This is a genomic window from Xanthomonas theicola (genome assembly GCF_014236795.1).
Taxonomy (GTDB): domain Bacteria; phylum Pseudomonadota; class Gammaproteobacteria; order Xanthomonadales; family Xanthomonadaceae; genus Xanthomonas_A; species Xanthomonas_A theicola.
In genome coordinates this window covers 2,231,975-2,257,041 of record NZ_CP049017.1, presented here as the reverse complement: position 1 = coordinate 2,257,041, position 25,067 = coordinate 2,231,975, and the positions used below count along the sequence as shown (strand labels likewise).

Sequence of the window (25,067 nt, the reverse complement as noted above, 5' to 3'; positions counted from 1 at the left end):
CGACCCAACGCATGGCTTATGCGCCGCTGCTCTCCATTCCTTCCTTCCGGGACCCCCGATGAAACTCCCTAAACGTTTGTTACTGCTGACACTTTTGGCCGCCGCGGGCACCGTCGGCAGCGCCTTGGCGGCCTCGTTGCTGGATCTGGACTACCGCCCGCTGGCCGGCAAGGACAAGGTGAACCTGAACAAGACCTACGGCGGCAAGGTGCTGCTGGTGGTCAACACCGCCAGCAAGTGCGGCTACACCCCGCAGTACGACGGGCTGGAGCAGCTGCAGCAGCGCTACGCCGCGCAAGGGTTCAGCGTGCTCGGTTTCCCGTCCAACGACTTCAAGGGACAGGAGCCCGGATCGGAGAAGCAGATCCAGGAATTCTGCACGTTGACCTACGGGGTCAAGTTCCCGATGTTCGAGAAGGTGCATGTGCTCGGCGCCGAGGCGACGCCGCTGTATCGGCAGCTGACCCAAGCCACGGGCGTGGCGCCGGGCTGGAATTTCCACAAGTATCTGGTCGCGCGCGACGGGCGCGTGGTCGCGCAGTTCCCCAGCAAGGTCGCGCCCGACGATCCGATCCTGCGCGCGGCCATCGAACGCGAACTGAAAGCGCAGCCCGCATCACATTGAATCCGGGTCAACATCTCCGCCGCGCATGCGACAATGCAACTTCTGCGCCATCGCGGCGCCTCCAGTTCACTATCAGGGAAAGTCAAGCGAATGAAGATCGGAATGCGCGGCGCCGCAGCGTCGCTGTTGATGGGGATGGCCATGGTGGCCGGCAGTGCGTTCGCGCAGGCACCGGCGGCACCGGCCACGGCCAAGCCGGCGGCGCTGGGCACCGAGAAGCAGAAGGTCAGCTACGCGATCGGCATGGACGTGGCGCGTTCGTTCGAGCCCATCGCCCAGGACATCGATCTGGACGCCATGCAGCGCGCGATCGAGAACGCGTTCAAGGGCGGCAAGCCGCTGCTGTCCGACGAGCAGGCGCAGGCCACCGACACCGCATTGCGCACCCAGTTGGCCGCGCGCAGCGGCCAGCCGCCGCCGGGCGCGGCGCCGGGCAGCCGGCCGCCGGCGGTGTCCAAGCAGAACGTGGGCCTGATGCTCGGCGATCGCGCGGTCGGTCCGTCGCTGGCGCGGATCCAGAACGACATCGACCTGCCCACGCTGCTGGGTGCGGTGCGGACCGTGTTCGCCAAGGGCGAGACCGCGATGACCCAGGAGCAGGCGACCGCCACGCTGCAGGCCTTCAGCGCGTCCAAGCAGGCCGCCGCGGCCACCGACAACCGCGAGAAGGGCAACGCCTTCCTGGCCCAGAACAAGACCCAGAAGGGCGTGGTCACCACGCCGTCGGGCCTGCAGTACCTGGTGCTGCGCCAGGGCAGCGGCGAGCGCCCGATGCCGACCAGCAAGGTGCGGGTGAATTACGAGGGCAAGCTGCTCAGCGGCGAAGTGTTCGACAGCTCGTACAAGACCGGCCAGCCAGCCGAGTTCTCGCTCAACCAGGTGGTCCCGGGCTGGAGCGAGGGCGTGGCGCTGATGCCGGTCGGCTCCAAGTACCGTTTCTGGATTCCGTCGAACCTGGGCTACGGCCCGCAGGGGACGCCGGGCGGCCCGATCGGCCCGGATGCCATGCTGACCTTCGACGTGGAACTGTTGGGCATCCTCCAATAACCGAAAGAAAGAGGTTACATGCGCGTCGCGATATTCGGTACCGGCTATGTCGGGCTCGTCACCGGAACCTGTCTGGCCGAGGTAGGCCATCACGTGGTGTGCGTGGACATCGACCAAGCCAAAGTGGATGCGCTCAACAACGGCGTGGTGCCGATCTACGAGCCTGGCCTCTCGCCGATGGTCAAGGCCAATCACGCCGCACGCAGGCTGTTCTTCACCACCGATGCGGCCAGCGCCATCGCGCAGGGAGACATCGTGTTCATCGCCGTCGGCACGCCGCCGGACGAGGACGGTAGCGCCGATCTGCAATACGTGCTGGCGGTGGCCCGCACCATCGGCCGGCACATCCACGGCCCGACCGTGGTGGTCAACAAGTCGACGGTGCCGGTCGGCACCGCCGACAAGGTGCGCGCGGCGATCGCCGCCGAACTGGAGGCGCGCGGCGAAACGATCGAGTTCGACGTAGTGTCCAATCCGGAGTTCCTGAAGGAAGGCGACGCGGTCGCCGACTGCATGCGTCCGGACCGCATCGTGATCGGCAGCAGCAAGCCGGGCACCGCCGCGCGCCTGCGCCGCCTGTACGCGCCGTTCAACCGCAACCATGACCGCATCGTGGAGATGGACGTGCGTTCGGCCGAGTTGACCAAGTACGCCGCCAACGCGATGCTGGCGACCAAGATCAGTTTCATGAACGAGATCGCCAACATCGCCGAGCGGGTCGGCGCCGACGTGGAGAAGGTGCGCCAGGGCATCGGCTCGGATCCGCGCATCGGCTGGCACTTCATCTATCCGGGCGCCGGGTACGGCGGCTCATGCTTTTCCAAGGACGTGCAGGCGCTGGCGCGCACCGCGCAGCAGTACGGCCACGCGCCGAAGCTGCTGGATGCGGTGGAAGTGGTCAACGAGGCGCAGAAGGGCCACCTGTACGAACTGATCCAGCGCCACTACGGACAGGAGCAGAGCCTGGCCGGCAAGACCTTCGCGGTGTGGGGCCTGGCGTTCAAGCCCAATACCGACGACATGCGCGCGGCCTCCAGTCGCCGCCTGCTGGCGCAGCTGTGGGACGCCGGGGCCAAGGTGCGCGCCTACGATCCAGAGGCGACCGAGGAAGCCAAGCGCATCTTCGGCGAACGCGAGGACCTGAGTTTCTGCGAGGACGCCTTCGCCGCGCTGGAAGGCGCCGACGCACTGGTCGTGGTCACCGAGTGGAAGCAGTTCCGCAGCCCCGATTTCACCCGGATGAAGGAACTGCTCGGCGACGCGGTGGTGTTCGACGGCCGCAATCTCTACGATCCGCCGGACATCGAGACCTTCGGCCTGGCTTACTATGGCATCGGCCGCGGGCGTTCGATCAGTGAAGCATGACGGCTCCACCCAGGATCGATTGCTGGAGAACCGGTTGATCGAGCTGGAGACGCGCCTGTCCTTCCAGGAACAGGCGCTGTCCGAGGTGAGCGATGCGTTGGCCGAGGCGCGTGCCGAAAGCCGACGCAACGCGGTGCTGCTGCGCCACCTGCTCGAAGACCTGGGCAAGGTGCGCAGCACGCTGTATGCCGATGCCGCCGACGAACCACCCCCTCCGCATTATTGATATAGAACCGATTCCGATCCTGCCACGATGAGCGATACCCTCCGCGACCAGCTGCTGGGCCTGGGCTTCAAGCCCGTGCCGAAACCCGAACGCCCAGAGCGCAACGCCACGCCCGCGCAGCCGTCGCGAGGGCGGCCCGGCCAGCATCCGGCGCATGGCCACAAGCCGTCAGGCGCGCGTGGCGAACGTCCGCACGTCGCCGGCAAGCCCGGCGGCGCGCGCGCGCATGACGGCGCCGGCCGTCCGCGTGGCGACGGCGCCGCGCGTCCGCATGCGGCGGGTGACGGCCGCGGCCGTCCGCAGGGTGCGGGCCGGCCGCAGGGCGCGCCTGGCCAGCCGCCGGCACGGCCGCATTCTGCACGGCCGCCGCGTTCGCGCGAGGACATCGATCTGGCCAAGGCCTATGCGATCCGTGCGCAGCGCGAGAAGGACGAGCGCATCGAGGCCGAGCGGCTGAAGCAGGAGCAGGCGCGGCTGCGCCGCGAAGCGCGGGCCAAGCTCGACGAACTGCTCAAGGACCAGGCGCTGAACCACGCCGAGTCCGACATCGCCCGGCATTTCCCGTATGGCGGCAAGATCAAGCGCATCTACGTGACCGCCGGCCAGCTCAAGGCGCTCAACGCCGGCGAGCTGGGCGTGCTGCAGCAGAACGGCCGCTACCTGCTGGTCACGGCGGCCCTGCTGGATCAGGCCGAGGCGATCTTCCCGGCATCGGTGGCGTTGCGGGTGGACCCCAACGCCACGGCCGAAGAAGATCCCTACGCCGATCCGAAGTACCAGATCCCCGACGACCTGGTCTGGTAGGCATGGCTGTCCCAGGGACGGGGAACGCAGGGACCGATCGCCTGCACACGCCGCCGCACGCGCATGCGCGCGGCTATCTGCCGCATGTCGATGGGCTGCGCGCGCTCGCGGTGCTGGCGGTCATCGCCTATCACCTGGATCCGGCCTGGCTGCCGGGCGGCTTCACCGGCGTCGACGTGTTCTTCGTGATCTCCGGCTTCGTGGTCAGCGCCTCGCTGCAGCGCTTGCCGGCCGCCGGCAGCTGGGGCGTGTTCGCGCAGTTCTACGCGCGGCGCCTGCGCCGTATCGCGCCGGCGCTGGTGGCGTGCCTGCTGGCGACCGCACTGGCCAGCGGCCTGTTCATTCCCGACTCCTGGCTGAGCGAGACCAGCGCCAAGACCGGGCGCATGGCCTTCGTCGGCCTCAGCAACTGGGTGCTGGCCGCCAGCGACAACGATTACTTCTCGCCGAAGGCCGAGTTCAATCCGTACACGCATACCTGGTCGCTGGGCGTGGAGGAGCAGTTCTACCTGCTGTTCCCGCTACTGTTCCTGGCCTGGAACCGCGGCGGCCGTGGCCGCATCTGGTCCACGCTGCTGGTGGCGCTCGCCTCGGCCGCATCGCTGGCCTACGCGCTGCTGCGCAGCCGCGGCGGCGGCGAGGCCGGCGATGCGTTCTACCTGACCAGCGCGCGCTTCTGGCAGCTGGGCAGCGGCGTGCTGCTGTACCAGGGCCTGGCGCTGAGCGGCCGCTTCGAGCGCGGCGCGGTGGCGTCGCGCGCGACCTGGCACTGGCGCTCGCCGCTGCTGGCGTTGGCGTTGGCCGCGGTCGGCTACGGGCTGTGGCGCGCGCGGCCGGGCCAGTCGCCGTGGCCCGACGGCCTGTGGCCGGTGCTGGGCACGCTGGGCCTGCTGGCGCTGTTGCACGGCGCGCCCGCCGGCTGGATCAAGCGGGCGTTGTCGCAGCGCGCGGTGGTGGCGATCGGCCGCGTCTCCTATTCGCTGTACCTGTGGCATTGGCCGGTGTTCGTGCTGTTCCGTTGGACCGTGGGCCTGGAGTCGGCGCTGGCCAAGGCGCTGGCGCTGCTGCTGGTGGCGGCGCTGGCGATCGCCTCGTACCGCTGGGTGGAACTGCCATGGCGCAGCGGCCGCATCGGCAAGACGCGCACGCCGGCGCGGACCATCGCCGCCGGGCTGGGCCTGATCCTGCTTGCCGCCGGGGTGCATGCGGTGCTGCTGGACACGCAGCGCTACTACTCGCTGAGCACGGTGAGCCGGCATCCGCTGGAGTGGTACGCCTATGCCAAGGGCATGCGCAAGGAGTTCCCGCGCTGCACGCTGAAGACCGGACGGGCGGACCTGCAGGTCGGCAGCGCCAAGCTGTTCGAGCGCGGCGACTGCGACCTGCGCGACGGCGGCCTGGAGACGCCGCGCACGCCGACCCAACTGTTCGTCGCCGGCGATTCGCATGCGCTGGCCTACAACGAATTGCTGCGCCGGTTCGCGCTGCAGAGCGGTGTCGCGGTGCGCCTGTACGGCGTCGGCGGCTGCCCCATCGTCGGCCTGCAGGCCTGGCAGGCGACGCACGCCGGGTGCCAGGCCTACGAGCGCAGCACCCTGGCCGATGTCGCCGCGCATGCGCGCGACGGCGATGTGCTGTTCCTGCCGGCGCTGCGCTTGCTGCGCCTGGCCGAGCAGACGCAGCTGTTCGACGAGGCGGCGGTGATGGCCGAGCAGGACGGTGCGCAGGCGCAGGCGGTGCGCGCTGCCGGCGAGGAGGCGGCGGTCGCGCTGCTGCAGCCGCTGGCGCAGCGCGGCGTGCGCATCGTGTTCGAAGCGCCGAAGCCGTTGCTGCGCGCGCCGCCGTATCGCTGTTCCGATTGGTTCAATCGCGGCAATGCGATCTGCGCGCGCGGCACGCAGATCCCGCGCGACACGATGCAGCGCTACCGCGCGCCGGTGCTGCAGCGCCTGCAGCGCATCGCCGCGCGGCTGCCGCACGCATCGGTGTGGGATCCGTTGCCGGCGCTGTGCGAGCCCACGCGTTGCGCTGGCCTGCGCGACGGGCGTCCGCTGTTCTTCGATGCCGATCACCTCAGCGGCTACGGCAACCGGGTGCTGTTGCCGAGCTTCACTGCGCACGTCAAGGCGGTGCAGGCAGAATCGAGCGCGACGCCGTGACCTGCGGCGTCGCCCAATCTCCCGGAGGCGGCCCATGACCACCCGTATTCCCGCTGGCGCGCTGCGCGCGAACGTCCGCCTTCATCGCGCGCCCCTGCGTTGCGCGCTGCTCTTGCTCGGCGGCCTGGGTCCGGCCGGAGCCGCCTGCGCCGACGACGCGCCGACGTTCGACCGCCCCGGCATCGGCTTCGCGTCGCAGACCCTGCCGGCCGGCGGCGTCGCCTGGGAGCAGGCGCTGTCGGACGTGACCTACGACCGCAGCGGCGGCGTGCGCAGCACCGAATACGTGGCCGACAGCCGCCTGCGGATCGGCCTGAGCGCGCAGGCGGAACTGCAATTGGCCATCGACAGCCAGGTCTGGCAGCGCGTGCGCGGCACCGGTGAGGATTTCCGCGGGCATGGCGGCGGCGATGCCCGCGTCGGCCTGAAATGGGCGCTGCCGAGCAACAGCGACGCGTTTTCCTGGGCCGTGCTCGGCACCGCCGCGGTGCCGGTGGGACGTGCGCCGTACGGCGACGACGGGCACCGCTACGATCTCGGCGTCAGCGCCGGCTGGGACCTGGAGGGCGGGCGCAACGTCGCGCTGTACGCCAACCTCAGCGACAGCGACGACGGCCACGGCTGGACCGTGTCGCCGAGCTATACCTTCTATGCGCAGGGCGACCTCAGCGCCTATGCCGAAGCCGGCATCGGCGGCGGCGAGGACGAGATGTGCGCGCTCGGCACCGGGCTGACCTGGTTGATCGCCGAGCGCGTGCAGCTGGACCTGTCGGTGCTGCGCGGCTTGTCCGCGCCGAGCTCGGACTGGCAGGGCGGCCTCGGCGTGTCGGTGCTGTTGCGCTGAGCGGCCGTAAGCCCCTCTCCCCCGGGAGAGGGGTTGGGGTGAGGGTCCGGCGCGCAGCGACTCGCGGAATTTGGATGCACGGGGCTGCGCCCGTACCCTCATCCGCCCTGCGGGGCACCTTTCCCCCAAAAGGGGGCCATGGTCCTGACGGGAGAAGGAACAGCCGCGAGCCCCTCTCCCCTCGGGAGAAGGGTTGGGGTTGGGGTTGGGGTGAGGGTCCGGCGCGAAGCGCCTCGCGGAGTTTGGAGCACCAGACTACGCCCGTGCCGCCGCGCGCTCACTCGCGCGCAGGCTCGCCGTCGCCGGGCGGCAGGACCTCCGGGACGTGCCGGTCGTACTGCGCCAGCACCTCCTCGAAGCCGTGGCGTGGTCGCCAGTCCAGTGCCTGCAGTGCCTGCTGCGCCGAGTAGACGCGGTCGATTCGCGTCGGCAGCGGCCAGCCGCGCTGCCGGAACGCGTCGACCAGCCGCGGCGCGCGCTGCCGCAGCAGCGCCTGCGGGTCGAGGTGCAGCGCCTGGCAATCCTCGCGCAGGAACGGCGTGGCGCCGGAGACGACGAAGGTCGCCGCGGCCGGGCCGGCATGGAGCAGCGCCGCGGCGTGCGCGTCGGCGACGTCGCGCGCGTCGATGCCGCGGTGCAGGCGGAACACCGCCATCAGATTGGCCGGCTCGGGGAAGCAGCGCGACATGCGCAGGATGCGCACGCTCGGCCCGCCCTGGGCGGCCGCCTCGCGCAGCAGCGCCTCGGCTTCCAGCTTGGTGTGGTGGTAGATGGTCTGCGGCTGCGGCGGCAGGTCTTCGTCGACCCAGGCCGCGGTGTCGGCGGGGCTGGCGGCGCTGCCGTACAGCGCGGTGGTGCTGGTGAAGACGATGCGGCCGACGCCGGCCGCGCTCGCCGCATCGAGCACGCGGCGGGTGCCGTCGACGTTGACCTGGCGGAATCTGGCCGCGCCGACGTGCGGCACGTGCGGCGCATGCAGCGCCGCGGTGTGCACCACCGCGTCCGCGCCCTGCAGCGCGCGCGCCAGCAGCGCGCCGTCGGCCAGGTCGCCGACCCAGGCGGCGGTGGAGGAGGGCGCGCTGTCGAAGCCGTCGACGCGGTGCTGCCGCGACAGGCGGATGTGGATCGCGCGGCCGATGCGGCCGCTGCTGCCGGTGACCACGATCTTCATGGGGACCGTTCCGATGGCCTGGAGGCGTTGTGCATGGACTGCATTGCGCTGGCTGCGCGCGGGCGGCCGGAACCGATGCGTTGCGCGGGCCGGCCGCGGCTCACTCCGGGTCGTAGTCCAGGTTCGAGGCCAGCCAGCGCTCGGCCTGCAGCAGCGGCACGCCCTTGCGCCGCGCGTAGTCGGCGACCTGTTCCTTGCTCAGGCGCCCGACCACGAAGTACTGGCTCTGCGGATGGCTGAAGTAGTAGCCGGACACCGCCGCGGTCGGCAGCATCGCGAAGCTCTCGGTCAGCGCCATGCCGGCGTTGCGCTCGGCCTCGAGCAGCGCGAACAGGGTCTTCTTCTCGCTGTGCTCGGGGCAGGCCGGATAGCCGGGGGCAGGGCGGATGCCGCGGTACTTCTCGGCGATCAGGGCGTCGTTGTCCAGCGCCTCGTCGTCGGCGTAGCCCCAGAATTGGCGGCGCACGCGCTGGTGCAGGCGTTCGGCCAGAGCCTCGGCCAGGCGATCGGCCAGTGCCTTGAGCAGGATCGCGTTGTAGTCGTCGTGCGCCGCTTCGAATCGCGCCACGTGCGGCTCGATGCCGATGCCGGCGGTGACCGCGAACGCGCCGATCCAGTCCTGCCTGCCGCTGTCCTTGGGCGCGATGAAATCGGCCAGGCAGAAATCGGGACGCTCGATGGGTTTGTCGACCTGCTGGCGCAGGAAGTGCAGGAGGTGCCGGGACTCGGGACTCGGGACTCGGGACTCGGCAGAGCTATCCGTTGAAGTGCTGCCGGTCGAAATAGGTGTTTCCGGGTCCCGTGTCCCGAGTCCCGTGTCCCGCCCCAACACCACCTCCACGTCGTCTCCGACCGCATTCGCCGGCCATAACCCGAACACGGCCTTGGCGGTCAGCCACTTCTCGCCGACGATGCGCTTGAGCATCGCCCGCGCGTCGCGGTACAGGTCGCTGGCCTGCTGCCCGACCACCACGTCGCTGAGGATCGCCGGGAACTTGCCGGCCAGTTCCCAGGCCTGGAAGAACGGGGTCCAGTCGATCAGGTCGATCAGTTCCGGCAGCGGGTAGTCGTCGAACACGTGCAGGCCCGGCTGGCGCGGCGCCGGTGGGGTGTAGGCGTCCCAGCCGCCGTCGAAGCGCTGCGCGCGCGCCTTCTCCAGCGACACCAGGCGCTTGGCGTCGCCGCGGTTCTTGTGGCGCTGGCGGATCTCGGCGTAGTCGGTGTCGTTGGCGGCGACGAAGGCGGCGCGCAGGTCCTTGGAGATCAGCGACTGCGCCACGCCGACCGCGCGCGAGGCGTCCTTGACCCACACCGTCGGCGCCGCGTAGTGCGGGTCGATCTTCAGCGCGGTGTGTGCGCGCGAGGTGGTGGCGCCGCCGATCAGCAGCGGCATCGAGAACCCCTGCCGCTGCATCTCGCGGGCGACGTGGCTCATCTCCTCCAGCGACGGGGTGATCAGCCCGGACAGGCCGATGATGTCGGCGTTCTCGGCGCGCGCGCGGTCGAGGATGGTCTGGGTCGGCACCATCACCCCCAGGTCGATCACCTCGAAGTTGTTGCAGGCCAGGACCACGCCGACGATGTTCTTGCCGATGTCGTGCACGTCGCCCTTGACCGTGGCCATGACGATCTTGCCGTTGGACTTGCCGGTGTCGCCGCTGCGCAGCTTCTCCGCCTCGATGTACGGCAGCAGGTAGGCCACCGCCTTCTTCATCACCCGCGCCGACTTGACCACCTGCGGCAGGAACATCTTGCCGGCGCCGAACAGGTCGCCGACCACGTTCATGCCGTCCATCAGCGGGCCTTCGATCACGTCCAGCGGGCGCGTGGACTGCTGCCGCGCTTCCTCGGTATCGAGTTCCACGTAGGCGTCCACGCCGTGCACCAGCGCATGCGCCAGCCGCGCGCGCACCGGCTTGTCGCGCCAGCTCAGGTCCTCGACGCTGCTCTGGCCTTTCTTGCCCTTGTAGCGCTCGGCGATCTCCAGCAGGCGCTCGGTGCCGTCGCGGCGGCGGTTGAGGATCACGTCCTCCACGCGCTCGCGCAGGTCCGGGTCCAGGTCGTCGTAGATCGGCATGCCGCCGGCGTTGACGATGCCCATGTCCATGCCCGCGGCGATGGCGTGGTACAGGAACACCGAGTGGATCGCCTGGCGCACGGTCTCGTTGCCGCGGAACGAGAACGACACGTTGGACACGCCGCCGGACACGTGGCAGTGCGGCAGGGTCTGGCGGATGATGCGGGTGGCCTCGATGAAGTCCACCGCGTAGTTGTCGTGCTCCTCGATGCCGGTGGCCACGGCGAAGATGTTGGGGTCGAAGAGGATGTCTTCCGGCGGGAAGCCGACCTGCTCGGTCAGGATCCGGTAGGCGCGGCCGCAGATCTCCACCTTGCGCGCGCAGGTGTCGGCCTGGCCCTGCTCGTCGAACGCCATCACCACCGCGGCGGCGCCGTAGCGCAGCACCTTGCGCGCGTGCTCGACGAACACCGCTTCGCCTTCCTTCAGCGAGATCGAGTTGACCACGCTCTTGCCCTGTAGGCACTTCAGCCCGGCCTCGATCACGCTCCACTTGGAGGAGTCGACCATGATCGGGATGCGCGCGATGTCCGGCTCGGACATGATCAGGTTGAGAAAGCGGGTCATCGCCTTCTCCGAATCGATCAGGCCCTCGTCCATGTTGACGTCGAGGATCTGCGCGCCGCTGGCGACCTGCTGGCGCGCCACGTCCACCGCTTCCTCGTAGCGCTCCTCCTTGACCAGCTTGCGGAACTGCGCGCTGCCGGTGACGTTGGTGCGCTCGCCGACGTTGACGAACAGCAGGTCCGGGGTCAGCAGCAACGGCTCCAGGCCGGACAGGCGGGTAATGCGGGCGGACATGGGCTCAGCCTTGCAGGATCGTGGCGGTGGACGCGCGTGCGCCGGCGGCCGGTGCGGCGCAGGCGGCGCGCCCCGCGAATGCGTGAAGCGGCAGCGGATGCAGCCTCATCTCAGGCCGCCTGTGCCTGCGCTGCCAGCGGCGTGCGCGGACGCAGCCCGCGCACCGCCTCGGCGATCGCCTGGATGTGCGCCGGGGTGGTGCCGCAACAGCCGCCGACCAGGTTCAGCAGTCCGGATTCGGCGAATTCCTTCAGCGTCGCCGCCATTTCCTCGGGGGTTTCGTCGTACTCGCCGAAGGCGTTGGGCAGGCCGGCATTGGGATGCGCGCTGACGTAGCCGTCGGCGATCCGCGCCAGCGTCTCCACGTGCGGGCGCAGGTCGTTGGCGCCGAGCGCGCAGTTCAGCCCCACCGACAGCGGCCGGCCGTGCGCCACCGAGGCGTAGAACGCTTCGGCGGTCTGTCCGGACAGGGTGCGCCCGGAAGCGTCGGTGATGGTGCCGGAGATCATCACCGGCAGCCGCCCGCCGCGCGCGTCGAACACTTCCTCGATCGCGTACAGCGCCGCCTTGGCGTTGAGCGTGTCGAAGATGGTCTCCACCATCAGCGTGTCGGCGCCGCCATCGATCAGGCCCTCGACCGCTTCGCGGTAGGTGCCGCGCAGTTCGTCGAAGCTGGTGTTGCGGAAGCCGGGATCGTTGACGTCGGGGCTGATCGAGGCGGTGCGGCTGGTCGGGCCGAGCACGCCGATGACGAAGCGCGGCTTGTCCGGGGTGAGCGTCTCGACCGCATCGCAGCAATCGCGCGCCACGCGTGCGCCGGCTTTGTTGAGCTCGTAGACCAGGTGCTCCAGGTGGTAGTCGGCCTGGCTGATCGAGGTGGCGTTGAAGGTGTTGGTCTCGAGCAGGTCGGCGCCGGCATCGAGGTAGGCGCGGTGGATGCCGGCGATCACTTCCGGCCGCGACAGCAGCAGCAGGTCGTTGTTGCCCTTCAGGTCGTGGCCCTGCGGCGCGTGGTCGCAGCCCGGGCCGTGCACGTGCCCGGCCTGCGCGCCGTCGTAGCCGGCGGCGAAGCGCTCGCCGCGGTAGTCGGCCTCCTGCAGATCGTGGCGCTGGATCATGGTGCCCATCGCGCCATCGATGATCAGGATGCGCTCGGTCAAGGCCTGCAGGAGTTGCTGCGTGCGCTGGGGGTGCAGCCAGGGTGGGCCCGGGACTCGGGACTCGGGACTGGGGACTCGGTCGAGAGCGGATGTACTCATGGCCTTGCTCCCGCTTCGGCTCTGGCGTTTCCGGGTCCCGGGTCCCGCGTCCCGCGTCCCGACGCCTCCGGCTTGGCCGCGATCAACGACACCACCTCGAAATGCGGCGGGCGCTTCTCGCGGGTCACGGTCTCCAGGCTGGACACCTCCAGCCCGGCCTTGTGCACGAACTTGCGCAGTTCCTTGGACGCGAAGCCCAGGTTGACGTGGCCGTAGGCGTGCACCGCGGCCTTGTGTTCATGGCGGGCGAGGCTGCACAGCAGCAGGCGCCCGCCGGGGCGCAGCACTCGCGCCGATTCGGCCACCGCCTGCGCCGGCTTGGCCGCGTAGGTCAGCGCATGCATCATCACCACCAGGTCGAAGCTGGCCGCGGCGAACGGCAGCGCGTGCATGTCGCCCTCGCGCACTTCCACGTTGCCCAGCCGGCGCAGGCGCTCGCTGGCCGCGGCCACCACCCGCGCGCTGGTGTCGATGCACACGTAGCGGCGCGCATGCGGGGCGACCAGTTCGGCCAGCACGCCGTCGCCGGAGGCGATGTCGAGCACGTCGCCGGTCTCCAGCAGCGGCAGCGCGGTGCGCGCCAGCGCTTCCCAGGTGCGCCCGGGCGAGTAGTGGCGCTCCATGTCGCCGGCCACCGAGTCGGCCCAGTTCTGGTCGGCGGCGCGGTTGGCCAGCACCGCGGCCACGCGCTCGGCGTCCTGGCGCAGCAGCGGGTCGTCGCTGCCGGTGCTCAGCGCCAGCCACAACGCGCGCTGCGCCGGGTCCAGCTGCGCCTCGTCGAAGCGGTAGTAGGCCGACACGCCGGCGCGGCGGTCGCGCACCAGCCCGGCCTCCTTCAGCTTGGCCAGGTGGGTGGAGACGCGCGGTTGCGCCAGCCGGGTGATCGCCGACAGCTCGGCCACGGTCAGCTCTTCCTGCTCCAGCAGCGCCAGCAGGCGCACGCGGGTCGCATCGGCGAACACCTTGAGCCGGGTCGACCAGTCTTCCAGATCCATAATATCTTCCTATCGCGATATAGAGATATTCTGGTGCCGCGGACGGACCGCGGTCAAGTCGTGCGCACGCCTGCGTATGGTTTGGGCCGCTACAATGGCGCACCAGATAGCCCGGGAGGGGTTCTACGTGGATTTCAGCTTTACTGAAGAGCAATTGATGATCCAGGACGTGGCGCGACGCATCGCCCAGGAACGGATCGCGCCGAGCGCCGAGCACCACGACCGCACCGGCGAGTTCCCGCTGGAGAACATCCGCCTGCTCGGCGAGAACGGGCTGATGGGCATCGAGGTGCCGGAGGAATACGGCGGGGCGGGCATGGACCCGATCGCCTACGTGCTGGCGATGGTCGAGATCGCCGCCGGCGACGCCGCCCATTCCACCATCGTCTCGGTCAACAACTCGCTGTTCTGCGTCGGCATCCTGAAGCACGGCAACGAGGCGCAGAAGCAGACCTACGTGCGCGCGATCGCCGGCGGCAGCCATATCGGCGCGTTCGCGCTGACCGAGCCGCAGTCCGGCTCCGACGCCACCGCGATGCGTTGCCGGGCGGTGCGCCAGGACGACGGCAGCTTCGTGATCAACGGCAAGAAGAGCTGGATCACCTCCGGCCCGGTCGCCAAGTACATCGTGCTGTTCGCGGTCACCGATCCGGAGCAGGGCGCGCGCGGCATCACCGCGTTCGTCGTCGACACCGACAAGCCCGGCTTCCACCGCGGCAAGACCGAGCCCAAGCTCGGCATCCGCGCCTCGGCCACCTGCGAGATCGAGTTCCAGGACTACGTGGCGACCCCGGACCAGGTCCTGGGCAAGCCGGGCGAGGGCTTCAAGATCGCGATGAGCGTGCTCGATGCCGGCCGCATCGGCATCGCCTCGCAATCCATCGGCATCGCCCGCGCCGCCTACCAGGCCACCTTGGACTACGTGAAGGAGCGCAAGGCATTCGATTCGCCGATCGGCGCGTTCCAGATGACCCAGGCCAAGATCGCCGACATGAAGTGCAAGCTCGACGCGTCGCTGCTGCTGACGCTGCGCGCGGCGTGGGTCAAGGGGCAGGGCCAGCGCTTCACCACCGAAGCCTCGGTGGCCAAGCTGACCGCCTCCGAGGCGGCGATGTGGATCACCCACCAGGCGGTGCAGATCCACGGCGGCATGGGCTATTCGAAGGAAATGCCGCTGGAGCGCTACTTCCGCGATGCCAAGATCACCGAGATCTACGAGGGCACGTCTGAAATCCAGCGTCTGGTGATCGCCCGCAACGAGACTGGGTTGCGTTGAGGCGCGGGACTCGGGACCTGAGTCATAACGCTGAGCTGCAACGAGCGGTTCTAGACTTGAGAGAAGCGAAAAAGCGGCCTTCCCGGCCGCTTTTTCGCTTTATAGCTCTTAGGCTTTTCGAGTCCCAGGTCCCGAGTCCCGAACTCCTCACCGATCCGGCTGGTTCCGGTTCTGTCCTTCCTGCTGCAGCGCCGCGTATTCCTTCGACGGCTCGTCCAGCTTGTCGCCGAGCATGCGCCGCACCACCACGAAGAACAGCGGGATGAACAGCACGCCGAGCACGGTGGCGAACACCATGCCGCCGATCACGCCGGTGCCGATCGAGTGGCGCGCGTTGGCGCCGGCGCCGGTGGAGATCGCCATTGGCAGCACGCCGAGGATGAACGCGAACGAGGTCATCAGGATCGGGCGGAAGCGCAGGTGCGCCGCCTCGGTGGCGGCCTCGCGCAGGGTCTTGCCCGCCGCGCGCTGCTCCACCGCGAACTCCACGATCAGGATCGCGTTCTTCGCCGCCAGGCCGATCACCGTGATCAGGCCGATCTTGAAGTAGATGTCGTTGGGCAGGCCGCGCAGCAGCGAGAAGGCGATCGCGCCGAGCACGCCGATCGGCACCACCAGCAGCACCGAGACCGGGATCGACCAGCTCTCGTACAGCGCCGCCAGGCACAGGAACACGACCACGATCGACAGCGCCAGCAGCAGCGTGGCGGTGTTGCCGGCGATGATCTCCTGGTAGGACATGCCGCTCCAGTCGAAGCCGAAGCCCGGCGGCAGGTCGTTGTTGACGATGTCCTCCATCGCGCTCATCGCCTGGCCGGAACTGCCGCCTGCGGCCGGGTTGCCGACCACGTTGACCGCCGAGTAGCCGTTGTAGCGGCTCAGCGACGGCGAGCTGTAGACCCAGTCCGACTTCACCACCGTGCTCAGCGGGATCATCTGCGGCAGGCCGTTGCTGTCGGTGGCGCTGCTGCTGGCCACGTAGAAGTTGCGCAGCGACTCCGGGCCGGTACGGTACGGTGCGTCGGCCTGCAGGTTGACGCGCTTGATGCGGCCCTCGTAGAAGAAGTCGTTGACGTACACCGGCGCCAGCATCATCTGGATCGATTGGTAGATGTCGCTGACCGACAGGCCCATCGATTGCGCCTGCACGCGGTCCACGCTCAGCTGCAACTGCGGCGCGTTCTCCAGGTCGTTGGGGCGAACCCCGGCCAGCGCGTCCTGGCGCGCGGCGGCTTTGCCCAGCAGGATGTTGCGCGCCTGCAACAGCGCTTCCTCGCCGGCGCCGGTACGGTCCTGCAGCCACATGTCGAAGCCGCCGAACTGGCCCAGGCCCTGCACCGTGGGCAGGTTGACCACGAAGATCTGCGCGCCCTTGATGCCGTAGAACATTCCGTTCAGTTGCTGGATCAGGTCCCCGGCGGTGATGTCGCGATCGGCCCATGGCTTGAGGCGGATGAAGCCCATGCCCACGTTCTCGCCGCGGCCCAGGAAGCTGAAGCCGGCCACCTGCAGCATGCCTTCCACGGCCTTCTGTTGCTCGAGCACGCCGCGCATCTGCGTGAACACCTCGTTGGTGCGGCCCACCGTGGCGCCCGGCGGCAGCTGCACGATCGCCAGCGCGAAGCCCTGGTCCTCCTCCGGCAGGAAGCTGCCCGGCATGCGCATGAACAGGAAGCCGCATAGCACCACCAGCAACGCGAACACCGCCATCCAGCGCGGCGCGCGGCCGATGGTGCCGCCGACCGCGCCGACGTAGCGGTGCGCGAGCCTGTCGTAGTACTTGTTGAAGGTGCGGTAGACCCAGTTCGGGTTGTCGTTGTGGGTGGCCTTCAGGAACGCCGCGCACAGCGCCGGGGTGAAGCTCAGCGCCAGGAACGCCGAGAACGCCATCGCCATGGCGATGGTGATCGCGAACTGCTTGTAGATCGCGCCGGCCGCGCCGGGCTGCATCGCCGAGGGGATGAACACCGCCGCCAGCACCACGGTGATCGCCACCACCGCGCCGGTGATCTGGGTCATCGCCTTCTGCGTGGCCGGCTTCGGCGCCAGGTGCTCCTCGGACATGATGCGTTCGACGTTCTCGATCACCACGATCGCGTCGTCGACCACGATGCCGATCGCCAGCACCATCGCGAACAGGGTCAGCTGGTTGATGGAGAAGCCGATCACCCACATGCCCAGGAAGGTGCCCAGCAGCGCCACCGGGATCACCAGGGTGGGGATGATGGTGGCGCGGAAGTTCTGCAGGAACACCAGCATCACCAGGAACACCAGCACGATCGCCTCGACCAGGGTCTTGACCACTTCCTCGATCGAGATCCTGACGAAGGTGGTGCTCTCGTACGGGGTGAACCAGCTCACGCCCTGCGGGAAGCTGGGCTGGAGTTCGTCCATCTTGGCCTTGACCGCCTCGGACACGCTGAGCGCGTTGGCGCCCGGCAGCAGCTGGATCGCGAACGCGCCGGTGGGCTTGCCGTTGTATTGGGTGTCGAAGCCGAAGCTGGTCGGACCGAACGCCACCCGCGCCACGTCCTTCAGGCGCACCACGGTGCCGTTGCCGTCCGCGCGCAGGATGATGTTCTCGAACTGCTCGGGCGAGCTGAAGCGGCCTTCGGCCGAGACCGTGGCGGTGAACGATTGCCCGGTCGGGGCCGGATCCGAACCGATCGAGCCGGCCGCGAACTGCACATTCTGCGCGCCGATGGCGTTGTACACGTCCGCCGCGGACATGTGGTAGCCCTGCAGCTTCTCCGGGTTGAGCCAGATGTCCATCGCGTATTCGGCGCCGAACTGCTGGGTGCTGCCGACGCCGGGCACGCGCGAGATCTGCTCCAGCACGCGCGAGCCGACGATGTCGTTGAGCGCGTCGCGGTCGACCGAGGGGTTCTCCGAGCGCAGCGCGAGCACGGCCAGGAAGCCGGCGTTGGCCTTGGCCACCACCACGCCCTGCGCGGTCACTTCCGAGGGCAGGCGCGGCGTCGCCAGCGACACCTTGTTCTGCACCTGCACCTGCGCGATGTCGGCGTTGGTGCCGGTCTCGAAGGTCAGGGTGATGGTCGCGGTGCCGCTGGAGGACGACGACGAGCTGAAGTACAGCAGGTGGTCGATGCCGGTCAATTGCTGCTCGATCACCTGGGTGACCGCGCGCTCGGTGGTGCTGGCGCTGGCGCCGGGGTAGGTCGCGGTGACGGTGACCTGCGGCGGCGCGATCGAGGGATAGGACTCGACGCCGAGGTTGAGGATGGCGATCACGCCGCTGAGCGAGATCAGGATCGCCACCACCCAGGCGAAGACCGGGTGTTCGATGAAGAACTTAGGCATGGCGGGGGTCCGTTACTGCTGCTTGGGCTTGGAATCGGCCGCGGCGGCCGGCGTGGCGCCGTCCGCTGCGGCCTGTGCTTGGCCGGTGGCCTGCTGGGCCTGCGGCGCGGCGGCCTGGCCCTGGCCCTGCGCTACGGCGCCGCCCTGGGGCTGGTTCGGGTCCTGGCCGGGGGCGTCCGGCGTCCACGGGGTGGCCTTGGCCGGGGCGCCTTCCTTGGCCTTCTGCAGGCCGCTGACAATGACCTGGTCGCCGGCCTGCAGGCCGGAGCCGACGATCCACTGGTTCGCCTGCTGGCCGACCGTCGCCACGTCCTTGCGCGCCACCTTGCCGTCCTTGCCGACCACCAGCGCATAAGCGCCCTTGGCGTCGCGCTGGATCGCCTGCTGCGGAATCAGGTAGGCGTTGTTGCGCTGGCCGAGATTGGCGGCGAAGCTGACGAAGGCGCCCGGCAGCAGCACGCGGTCCGGGTTCGGCAGCAGCGCGCGCAGGGTCACCGAGCCGGTGGCCGGGTCGACCGCGGTGTCGGAGAAGTCCAGGGTGCCGGACTGGGCGTAGGTGCTGCCGTCGCCGAGCTTGACCTGGACGGTCGATTTGCCTTCGGCGTTCAGCGCTACGCTGCCCTGTGCCTGCGCCTGGCGCAGCTGCGCCAGTTCGTCCGAACTCATCGAGAAGTTCACGTACAGCGGGTCGAGCTGGTCGATCGTGGTCAGCAGGGTGGTGTCGCCCTGGCCGACCAGCGCGCCTTCGGTGACCTGCTGCTTGCCGGCGCGGCCGGCGATCGGCGCGGCGACGGCGGCGTAGCCCAGGTTGATGCGCGCGGTCTCCACCGCGGCGCGCGCCTGCTGCATCGCCGCCGCCGAGGTGCGCTCGGTGGCCTCGGCGGTGTCCAGGTCCGACTTGGACACGTAGGCCTGCGGCGCCAGGCTGCGCGCGCGGCCGGCGGCGATCTTGGCGTTGGCATAGGTCGCTTCGGCCGAGGCTAGCTGGCCCTGCGCCGAGGCCAGCGCGGCGCGCAGTGGCGCCGGATCGATCCGGAACAGCGGTTGGCCTTCCTTGACGTCGGTGCCCTCGGTGTACAGCCGCTTCTCCAGCACCCCGGCCACGCGTGCGCGCACGTCGGCGCTGCGGTACGCGGACAGGCGCCCGACCAGTTCGCGCTGCAGCGGCAGCGACTGCGGCTTGGCGTCCAGCACGCCCACTTCCGGTGGCGGCATGGCCTGCTGTTCCTCTTTTTTCTTGCAGGACGCGAGCGCCACCACGACGGCGCAGGCCAGGGCGAGAGAACGCAACGGGGAGGTCATCGGGCGGTGCTCCGGTCTGGTTTTGAAAACGAAAGGGAAGGGCGCGCGGCAAACGCGCGCAGGAAACCGACGACGGCGAATTCGGCCCAGGCGCGCTGCGCGGCGGCGCCGCTGCGGTGGGCGGTATGCAAGCGCTGGCGCTCGAAATCCATCCCGACGATCATGCTCAACAGCAGTTCGCCCATGAAGTGCGGATCGTCATGGCGCAGTCGGCCGGCGGCCACGGCCAGCTGCAGGCGTTCGCCCAGGCGCTGCATCGGCGTCTGCGCGCTGTCCATGCCGTCCTCGGCCAGCAGTTCGCGCACGGCGGCGTACACCACGCGCTGATCGCGCGCCTGGCGCAGGCAGGCGGGGGCCGGAGAGGTGCTCATGAATGTGGACTATACCGTCCAGTTTAGAATTGGAACAGCCTTGACAGCAGCGCGCCGATCGCGACACACGTGCCGCCGGCGACGCTCTGCCGGGAATGGTGAAGGCGTCGTGACGATGGCGCCCGCGCGATGTCGCCCGTTGTGGTGCGTCGTGCCACTCCCCATCCCGGTTTGCGCCATGCAGCAAGGGAGTTGAACGCGCCACCGGTACAATTCCGGCTTTCCCAACGAGCATCGTTGTTGCTTCCCGTTATGAAACCCAAACAAGGCGCTTCCCGTTCCAGCACGTCCTCGGCCGGATCCTCCCGCAAGTCCGCGTCCAAGCCCGCCGCCAAGGCTGCTCCCGCCTCGTGCCGGCCGTCCGCGACCCCTGCGCTCAAGCAGGTCGCGGGCAAGCGCGGCGCGGCGCGCACGGCCGCCAATGCGCGGGTGATCGACGCCGAGCCGGCCGCCGCCGCTGGCGGCTTCAGCCTGGAGCCGGTGTACGCGGCGCTGCGCAAGCACTACCCGGCCGCGCGGCAGGCCCAGGCGCAGGCGTTCGTCGAGGCGTTCTACAAGCGCATGGAGGAGGACGAGTTCCCCCACCACAGCGCGCAGGAGTGGGCGGTGCTGGCGGCGTCGATGCTGGAGTTCGCGCGCAAGCGCAAGCCGGGCACGGTCAACGTGCGGGTATTCAATCCGAGCCTGAAGCAGGACGGCTGGGAGTCCTCGCGCACGGTGCTGCAGATCGTCAACGACGACATGCCGTTCCTGGTGGATTCGGTGAGCATGGCGCTGTCGGAGCTGGGCATCGGCGTGCACGTGCTCGGCCATCCGGTGCTGCGCATGGGCCGCGACAAGAGCGGCACGCTGGAGACGGTCGGCGAAGGCAAGCCGGAGTCGCTGATGTTGCTGGAGATCGATCGGCAGCCGCCGGAGGACATGCCGCGCGTGGATGCGGCGATCCAGCGCATCCTCGGCGAGGTGCGCAACATCGTGCGCGACTGGAGCGGCATGCGCGAGAAGATGCTGACCCTGGCCGACGACCTGACCACGCGGCGCCTGCCGGTGGACGACAAGGGCCGGCGCGAGGCACAGGAGTTCGTGCGCTGGGCCGCGGCCGATCACTTCACCTTCTTCGGCTACCGCGAGTACCGGGTGGAGAAGCACGGCGGCGAAGACGTGCTGGCGCCGCTGGAGGACACCGGCCTGGGCCTGCTGCGCGGCCGCGACAAGTCCCCGGCGCGCCCGGTGCGCACGCTGGCCGCGCACGGCCTCAGCGAGTCCGGCATCAAGGAAGCGCTGATCCTGACCAAGACCAATGCGCGCTCGCGGGTGCACCGCAGCGGCTACATGGACTACATCGGCGTGCTGGAGTTCGACGCCAGGGGCCGCATCGTCGCCGAGCAGCGCTTCCTCGGCCTGTTCACCTCCAGCGCCTACAACCGTCGGCCGTGGGAGATCCCGCTGGTGCGCGAGCGCCACGACTACGTGATGCGCAAGTCCGGGCTGACCCCGAGCAGCCACAGCGGCAAGGCGCTGCGCCACATCCTGGAGACGCTGCCGCGCGAGGAGCTGTTCCAGTCCAACGAGGAAGAGCTGTACCGCACCGCGATGGGCATCCTCGGCCTGCAGGAGCGGGTGCGCAGCCGCCTGTTCCTGCGCCGCGACAAATACGGCCGCTTCATCTCCGCGCTGGTCTATCTGCCGCGCGAGCGCTTCAACACCGACGTGCGCCTGCGCATCGAGGCGCTGCTGAAGGAGGCGCTGCACGGCGAATATATCGACTCCAGCGTGGTGCTGGGCGAATCGCCGCTGGCGCAACTGCACCTGATCGTGCGGCCCAAGCCCGGCGAGGCGCTGGAATTGGACACCACCGAACTGGAATCGCGCCTGGCGCACCTGCTGCGCAACTGGCAGGACGACCTGCGCGAGGCGCTGGTGGCCAGCCGCGGCGAGCGCGACGGCCTGCGCCTGGCGGCCAGCTACGGCCGCGCGCTGCCGGCCGGCTACCTCGAGGAATCGACCGCGCAGATCGCCGCGCGCGACGTCGAGCGCCTGGCCGCGTTGCGCGGTCCCGAGGACTTGCACCTGAGCCTGCAGTCGCTGCGCCGCGACGGCGCCGACAGCCTGCGCCTGAAGCTGTACCGCCAGCGCGACGACCTGCCGCTGTCGGACGTGCTGCCGATGATGGAGAACCTGGGCCTGCGGGTGATCTCCGAGCGCCCGTACCGGCTTACCGTGGACGGCACGCTGCTGTACATCCAGGACTTCGAAGTGGAGCCGCTGGCCGGCAGCATCGACGTCGCCCGCGCCGACGCGCCGCTGTGCGAGGCGTTCGTGCGCATCTGGCGCGGCGATGCCGAGAACGACGGCTTCAACCGCCTGATCGTCGGCGCCGGGCTGGGCTGGCGCCAGGTGGCGATCCTGCGCGGCTACTGCAAGTACCTGCTGCAGACCGGCGTGCCGTTCTCGCAGGCCTACGTGGAAGAGACCTGCAGCCGCTATCCGCTGCTGGCGCGGCTGCTGGTGGAACTGTTCGAGGCGCGCTTCGATCCGGCCACCGGCAGCGAGAGCAAGGCGCAGATCGCCGACGGCCAGGCCGCCTTGTCGGCGCAGCTGACCCTGCTGGCGGCCGGCGACGAGGGCGCGCTGAAGGCGCTGCAGCCGGTGATCGACGCGCGCCGCGGCGACCGCGCCGCACAGCTGGAGGCGGCCGGCGCCGCGCTGCTGAAGCTGTTCGACCAGGTCGCCAGCCTCGACGAGGACCGCATCCTGCGCAGCTTCAAGGGCGTGATCCAGGCGACCCTGCGCACCAGCTACTACCAGACCGGCAAGGACGGCCAGCCGGGCCACTGCATCGGCTTCAAGCTCGACTCGGCCAAGGTGCCGGAGCTGCCCAAGCCGCGCCCCTACCGCGAGATCTTCGTGTACGGCCCGCGCGTGGAAGGCGTGCACCTGCGCTTCGGCGCGGTGGCGCGCGGCGGCCTGCGCTGGTCCGACCGGCGCGAGGATTTCCGCACCGAAGTGCTGGGCCTGGTCAAGGCGCAGATGGTCAAGAACACGGTGATCGTGCCGGTCGGCGCCAAGGGCGGCTTCTTCTGCAAGCGCGCGCCGGTCGGCGGCGACCGCGACGCGGTGCTGGCCGAAGGCATCGCCTGCTACAAGCTGTTCATCCAGGGCCTGCTCGACATCACCGACAACATCGTCGGCGGCAGGATCGTGGCGCCGCCGCAGGTGGTGCGCCACGACCAGGACGATCCGTACCTGGTGGTCGCCGCCGACAAGGGCACCGCCACGTTCTCCGACATCGCCAACGGGCTGGCGCTCGACCACGGCTTCTGGCTCGGCGACGCGTTCGCCTCCGGCGGCTCGGTCGGCTACGACCACAAGGGCATGGGCATCACCGCGCGCGGCGCCTGGGAATCGGTCAAGCGCCACTTCCGCGCGCTGGGCCGCGACTGCCAGCGCGAGGACTTCAGCGTGGTCGGCATCGGCGACATGTCCGGCGACGTGTTCGGCAACGGCATGCTGCTGTCCAGGCACATCCGCCTGCTGGCCGCGTTCGACCACCGCCACATCTTCCTGGATCCGAGTCCGGACGCGGCCGCCTCGTTCGCCGAGCGCGAGCGCCTGTTCAAGCTGCCGCGCTCCAGCTGGGCCGACTACGACGCCAAGCTGATCAGCGCCGGCGGCGGCATCTATCCGCGCACGTTGAAGTCGATCGAGATCAGCGCGCCGGTGCGCGAGGCGCTGGGCCTGGAGGCGGGGGTCAAGCAGCTCTCGCCGAACGCGCTGATGAACGCGATCCTCAAGGCGCCGGTGGACCTGTTCTGGAACGGCGGCATCGGCACCTACGTCAAGGCGGCGAGCGAGAGCCATGGCGACGTCGGCGACCGCGCCAACAACGGCCTGCGCGTCAACGGCGGCGAGCTGCGCTGCAGGATCGTCGGCGAAGGCGGCAACCTGGGCCTGACCCAGCTCGGCCGCATCGAGGCCGCGCAGGCCGGGCTGCTGCTCAACACCGACTTCATCGACAACTCGGCCGGCGTGGACACCTCCGACCACGAGGTCAACATCAAGATCCTGCTCAACGACGTGGTGCAGGCCAAGAAGCTGACCGTGGCTGCACGCAACACGCTGCTGGCGTCGATGACCGACGAGGTCGCCGAACTGGTGCTGTGGGACAACATCCGCCAGAACCAGGCGCTGAGCCTGATGGAGCGGATGAGCGTCAAGCGCCTGGGCTCCAAGCAGCACTTCATCCGCACCCTGGAAGCGCAGGGACTGCTCGATCGGCAGATCGAATACCTGCCCTCGGACGCGGAGATCTCCGCGCGCAAGGCGCGCGGCCAGGGCCTGACCCGGCCGGAACTGGCGGTGCTGCTGTCCTACGCCAAGCTGGTCGCGTTCCAGCAGTTGCTGGAATCGGACATCCCCGAAGACCCGTACCTGTCCAAGGAACTGCAGCGCTACTTCCCGCAGCCGCTGCAGAAGAAGTACGCCGATGCGATGGAGCGGCACCGGCTCAAGCGCGAGATCATCGCCACCGCGGTGACCAACACCACCGTCAACCGCATGGGCGCGACCTTCCTGATGCGTATGCAGGAAGACACCGGGCGCAGCATCGGCGAGGTCGCCAAGGCGTACACCATCGGCCGCGAGACGCTGGACGCACGCGCGCTGTGGACGCAGATCGACGCGCTGGACGGGCAGGTGCCCGAGTCGGTGCAGATCGATGCGCTGGAAGTGATATGGAAACTGCAGCGCGCGTTCGTGCGCTGGCTGCTGTTCCGTCCCGGCCCGATGCCGGGCATCACCGCGGCGGTGGAACGCTACCACGAACCGTTCAACGACATCCGCGTCGCTTCCGGCGTGCTGCCGGACGTGCAGCGCCCGCTGTATGAGGCGCTGGTGCAGGAATGGCAGGACAAGGGCCTGCCGGCGGCGCTGGCGCAGCAGCTGTCGGAGCTGCGCTTCCTGGAGCCGGCGTTCGACATCATCGAGATGGCGCGCACCCGCAAGCTCAAGCCGGTGGAGGTGTCGAAGGTGCACTTCCGCCTCGGCGAGGCCTTGCAGCTGCCGTGGATCTTCGAGCAGATCGATGCGCTGGAGGTCAACGGCCGCTGGCATGCGGTGGCTCGCGGCGTGCTGCGCGACGAGCTGGCCAAGCACCACAGCGCGTTGGCCGGGCAGGCCCTGGCGCTGCCGGGCGCCAATGCCGAGGCCAAGGTGCAGCAGTGGTTGCAGCGCGACGACGGCAGCCTGCGCTTCACCTTGAACATGCTCCAGGAACTGTCGGTGCAGAATTCGCTGGACTACCCGACGGTGTCGGTGGCGGTGCAGCGGCTTGGGCAGCTTGCGGCGCACGGCTTGTGACCCAAAAGTTGGCTGCGCGCATTTTTGGCGCCGCCCGGCCGGCTGGCCTATCTGCCTTCCCGACCT

General features: G+C 69.4%; 15 protein-coding genes and 1 pseudogene. 9 read left to right on the top strand and 7 right to left on the bottom strand.

Annotation, left to right across the window (positions count from 1 at the left end; genetic code table 11):
- Positions 1–58: 58 nt before the first annotated feature.
- The 7 genes from G4Q83_RS10405 (at position 59) to G4Q83_RS10375 (ending at position 7,070) form a co-directional block, all read left to right on the top strand.
- Positions 59–625 (top strand): glutathione peroxidase, encoded by a 567-nt coding sequence (locus tag G4Q83_RS10405; protein WP_128419781.1) that lies wholly within the window; start codon positions 59–61, stop codon positions 623–625.
- 90 nt (positions 626–715) lie between these two features.
- A complete protein-coding gene (locus G4Q83_RS10400) occupies positions 716–1,672 on the top strand; it encodes an FKBP-type peptidyl-prolyl cis-trans isomerase (protein WP_128419782.1) in 957 nt (318 codons plus the stop codon).
- Between the two features lie 18 nt (positions 1,673–1,690).
- On the top strand, positions 1,691–3,037 hold the full coding sequence (locus G4Q83_RS10395; RefSeq protein WP_128419783.1) for a UDP-glucose dehydrogenase family protein: 1,347 nt from the start codon (positions 1,691–1,693) through the stop codon (positions 3,035–3,037).
- Positions 3,027–3,263 (top strand): SlyX family protein, encoded by a 237-nt coding sequence (locus G4Q83_RS10390; RefSeq protein WP_246432348.1) that lies wholly within the window; start codon positions 3,027–3,029, stop codon positions 3,261–3,263. Before G4Q83_RS10395 ends, G4Q83_RS10390 begins: the two co-directional genes overlap by 11 nt.
- 27 nt (positions 3,264–3,290) lie before the next feature.
- The gene (locus tag G4Q83_RS10385) at positions 3,291–4,067 is read left to right on the top strand and encodes a DUF2058 domain-containing protein (RefSeq protein WP_128419785.1); all 777 of its coding nucleotides are present in this window, start codon (positions 3,291–3,293) and stop codon (positions 4,065–4,067) included.
- A gap of 2 nt (positions 4,068–4,069) precedes the next feature.
- The gene (locus G4Q83_RS10380) at positions 4,070–6,226 is read left to right on the top strand and encodes an acyltransferase family protein (RefSeq protein WP_128419786.1); all 2,157 of its coding nucleotides are present in this window, start codon (positions 4,070–4,072) and stop codon (positions 6,224–6,226) included.
- A 34-nt stretch (positions 6,227–6,260) separates the two neighbouring features.
- Positions 6,261–7,070 (top strand): transporter, encoded by an 810-nt coding sequence (locus tag G4Q83_RS10375; RefSeq protein WP_128419787.1) that lies wholly within the window; start codon positions 6,261–6,263, stop codon positions 7,068–7,070.
- A 277-nt stretch (positions 7,071–7,347) separates the two neighbouring features.
- Here the strand turns inward: G4Q83_RS10375 and G4Q83_RS10370 are convergent, their stop codons facing one another.
- The 4 genes from G4Q83_RS10370 to G4Q83_RS10355 form a co-directional block, all read right to left on the bottom strand.
- Positions 7,348–8,241 (bottom strand): NAD-dependent epimerase/dehydratase family protein, encoded by an 894-nt coding sequence (locus G4Q83_RS10370; protein ID WP_128419788.1) that lies wholly within the window; start codon positions 8,239–8,241, stop codon positions 7,348–7,350.
- Positions 8,242–8,341: 100 nt separating this feature from the next.
- A complete protein-coding gene (gene metH / locus G4Q83_RS10365) occupies positions 8,342–11,119 on the bottom strand; it encodes a methionine synthase (protein ID WP_128419789.1) in 2,778 nt (925 codons plus the stop codon).
- Positions 11,120–11,229: 110 nt separating this feature from the next.
- Positions 11,230–12,378, bottom strand: coding sequence for a homocysteine S-methyltransferase family protein (locus tag G4Q83_RS10360; protein ID WP_128419790.1), 1,149 nt, complete (start codon positions 12,376–12,378; stop codon positions 11,230–11,232).
- Positions 12,375–13,373 carry an ArsR/SmtB family transcription factor gene (locus tag G4Q83_RS10355; protein WP_128419791.1) on the bottom strand — a complete coding sequence of 333 codons (999 nt, stop codon included), beginning with the start codon at positions 13,371–13,373 and terminating at the stop codon, positions 12,375–12,377. Before G4Q83_RS10355 ends, G4Q83_RS10360 begins: the two co-directional genes overlap by 4 nt.
- 94 nt (positions 13,374–13,467) lie before the next feature.
- Here G4Q83_RS10355 and G4Q83_RS10350 point away from each other — a divergent pair, with 94 nt between their 5' ends.
- Entirely contained in the window at positions 13,468–14,649 is a 1,182-nt protein-coding gene (locus G4Q83_RS10350) for an acyl-CoA dehydrogenase family protein (protein WP_185817394.1), read from the top strand.
- Positions 14,650–14,796: 147 nt separating this feature from the next.
- On the opposite strand, the gene G4Q83_RS10345 is transcribed toward G4Q83_RS10350, so the two are convergent.
- The 3 genes and pseudogenes from G4Q83_RS10345 to G4Q83_RS10335 all read right to left on the bottom strand — a co-directional run.
- Positions 14,797–17,970: a multidrug efflux RND transporter permease subunit gene (locus G4Q83_RS10345; RefSeq protein ID WP_128419792.1), complete on the bottom strand. Its 3,174-nt coding sequence runs from the start codon at positions 17,968–17,970 to the stop codon at positions 14,797–14,799.
- 12 nt (positions 17,971–17,982) lie between these two features.
- Positions 17,983–19,272 (bottom strand): efflux RND transporter periplasmic adaptor subunit, encoded by a 1,290-nt coding sequence (locus tag G4Q83_RS10340; RefSeq protein WP_128419793.1) that lies wholly within the window; start codon positions 19,270–19,272, stop codon positions 17,983–17,985.
- Positions 19,269–19,547 (bottom strand): annotated as a pseudogene (locus G4Q83_RS10335) (TetR/AcrR family transcriptional regulator C-terminal domain-containing protein); the annotation flags it as partial. The gene G4Q83_RS10340 and the pseudogene G4Q83_RS10335, both read right to left, overlap by 4 nt.
- 348 nt (positions 19,548–19,895) lie before the next feature.
- On the opposite strand from G4Q83_RS10335, the gene G4Q83_RS10330 reads away from it, so the two are divergent.
- Complete coding sequence (locus G4Q83_RS10330; protein ID WP_128419795.1) at positions 19,896–25,001, top strand: NAD-glutamate dehydrogenase; 5,106 nt, start codon at positions 19,896–19,898, stop codon at positions 24,999–25,001.
- Positions 25,002–25,067: the final 66 nt, after the last annotated feature.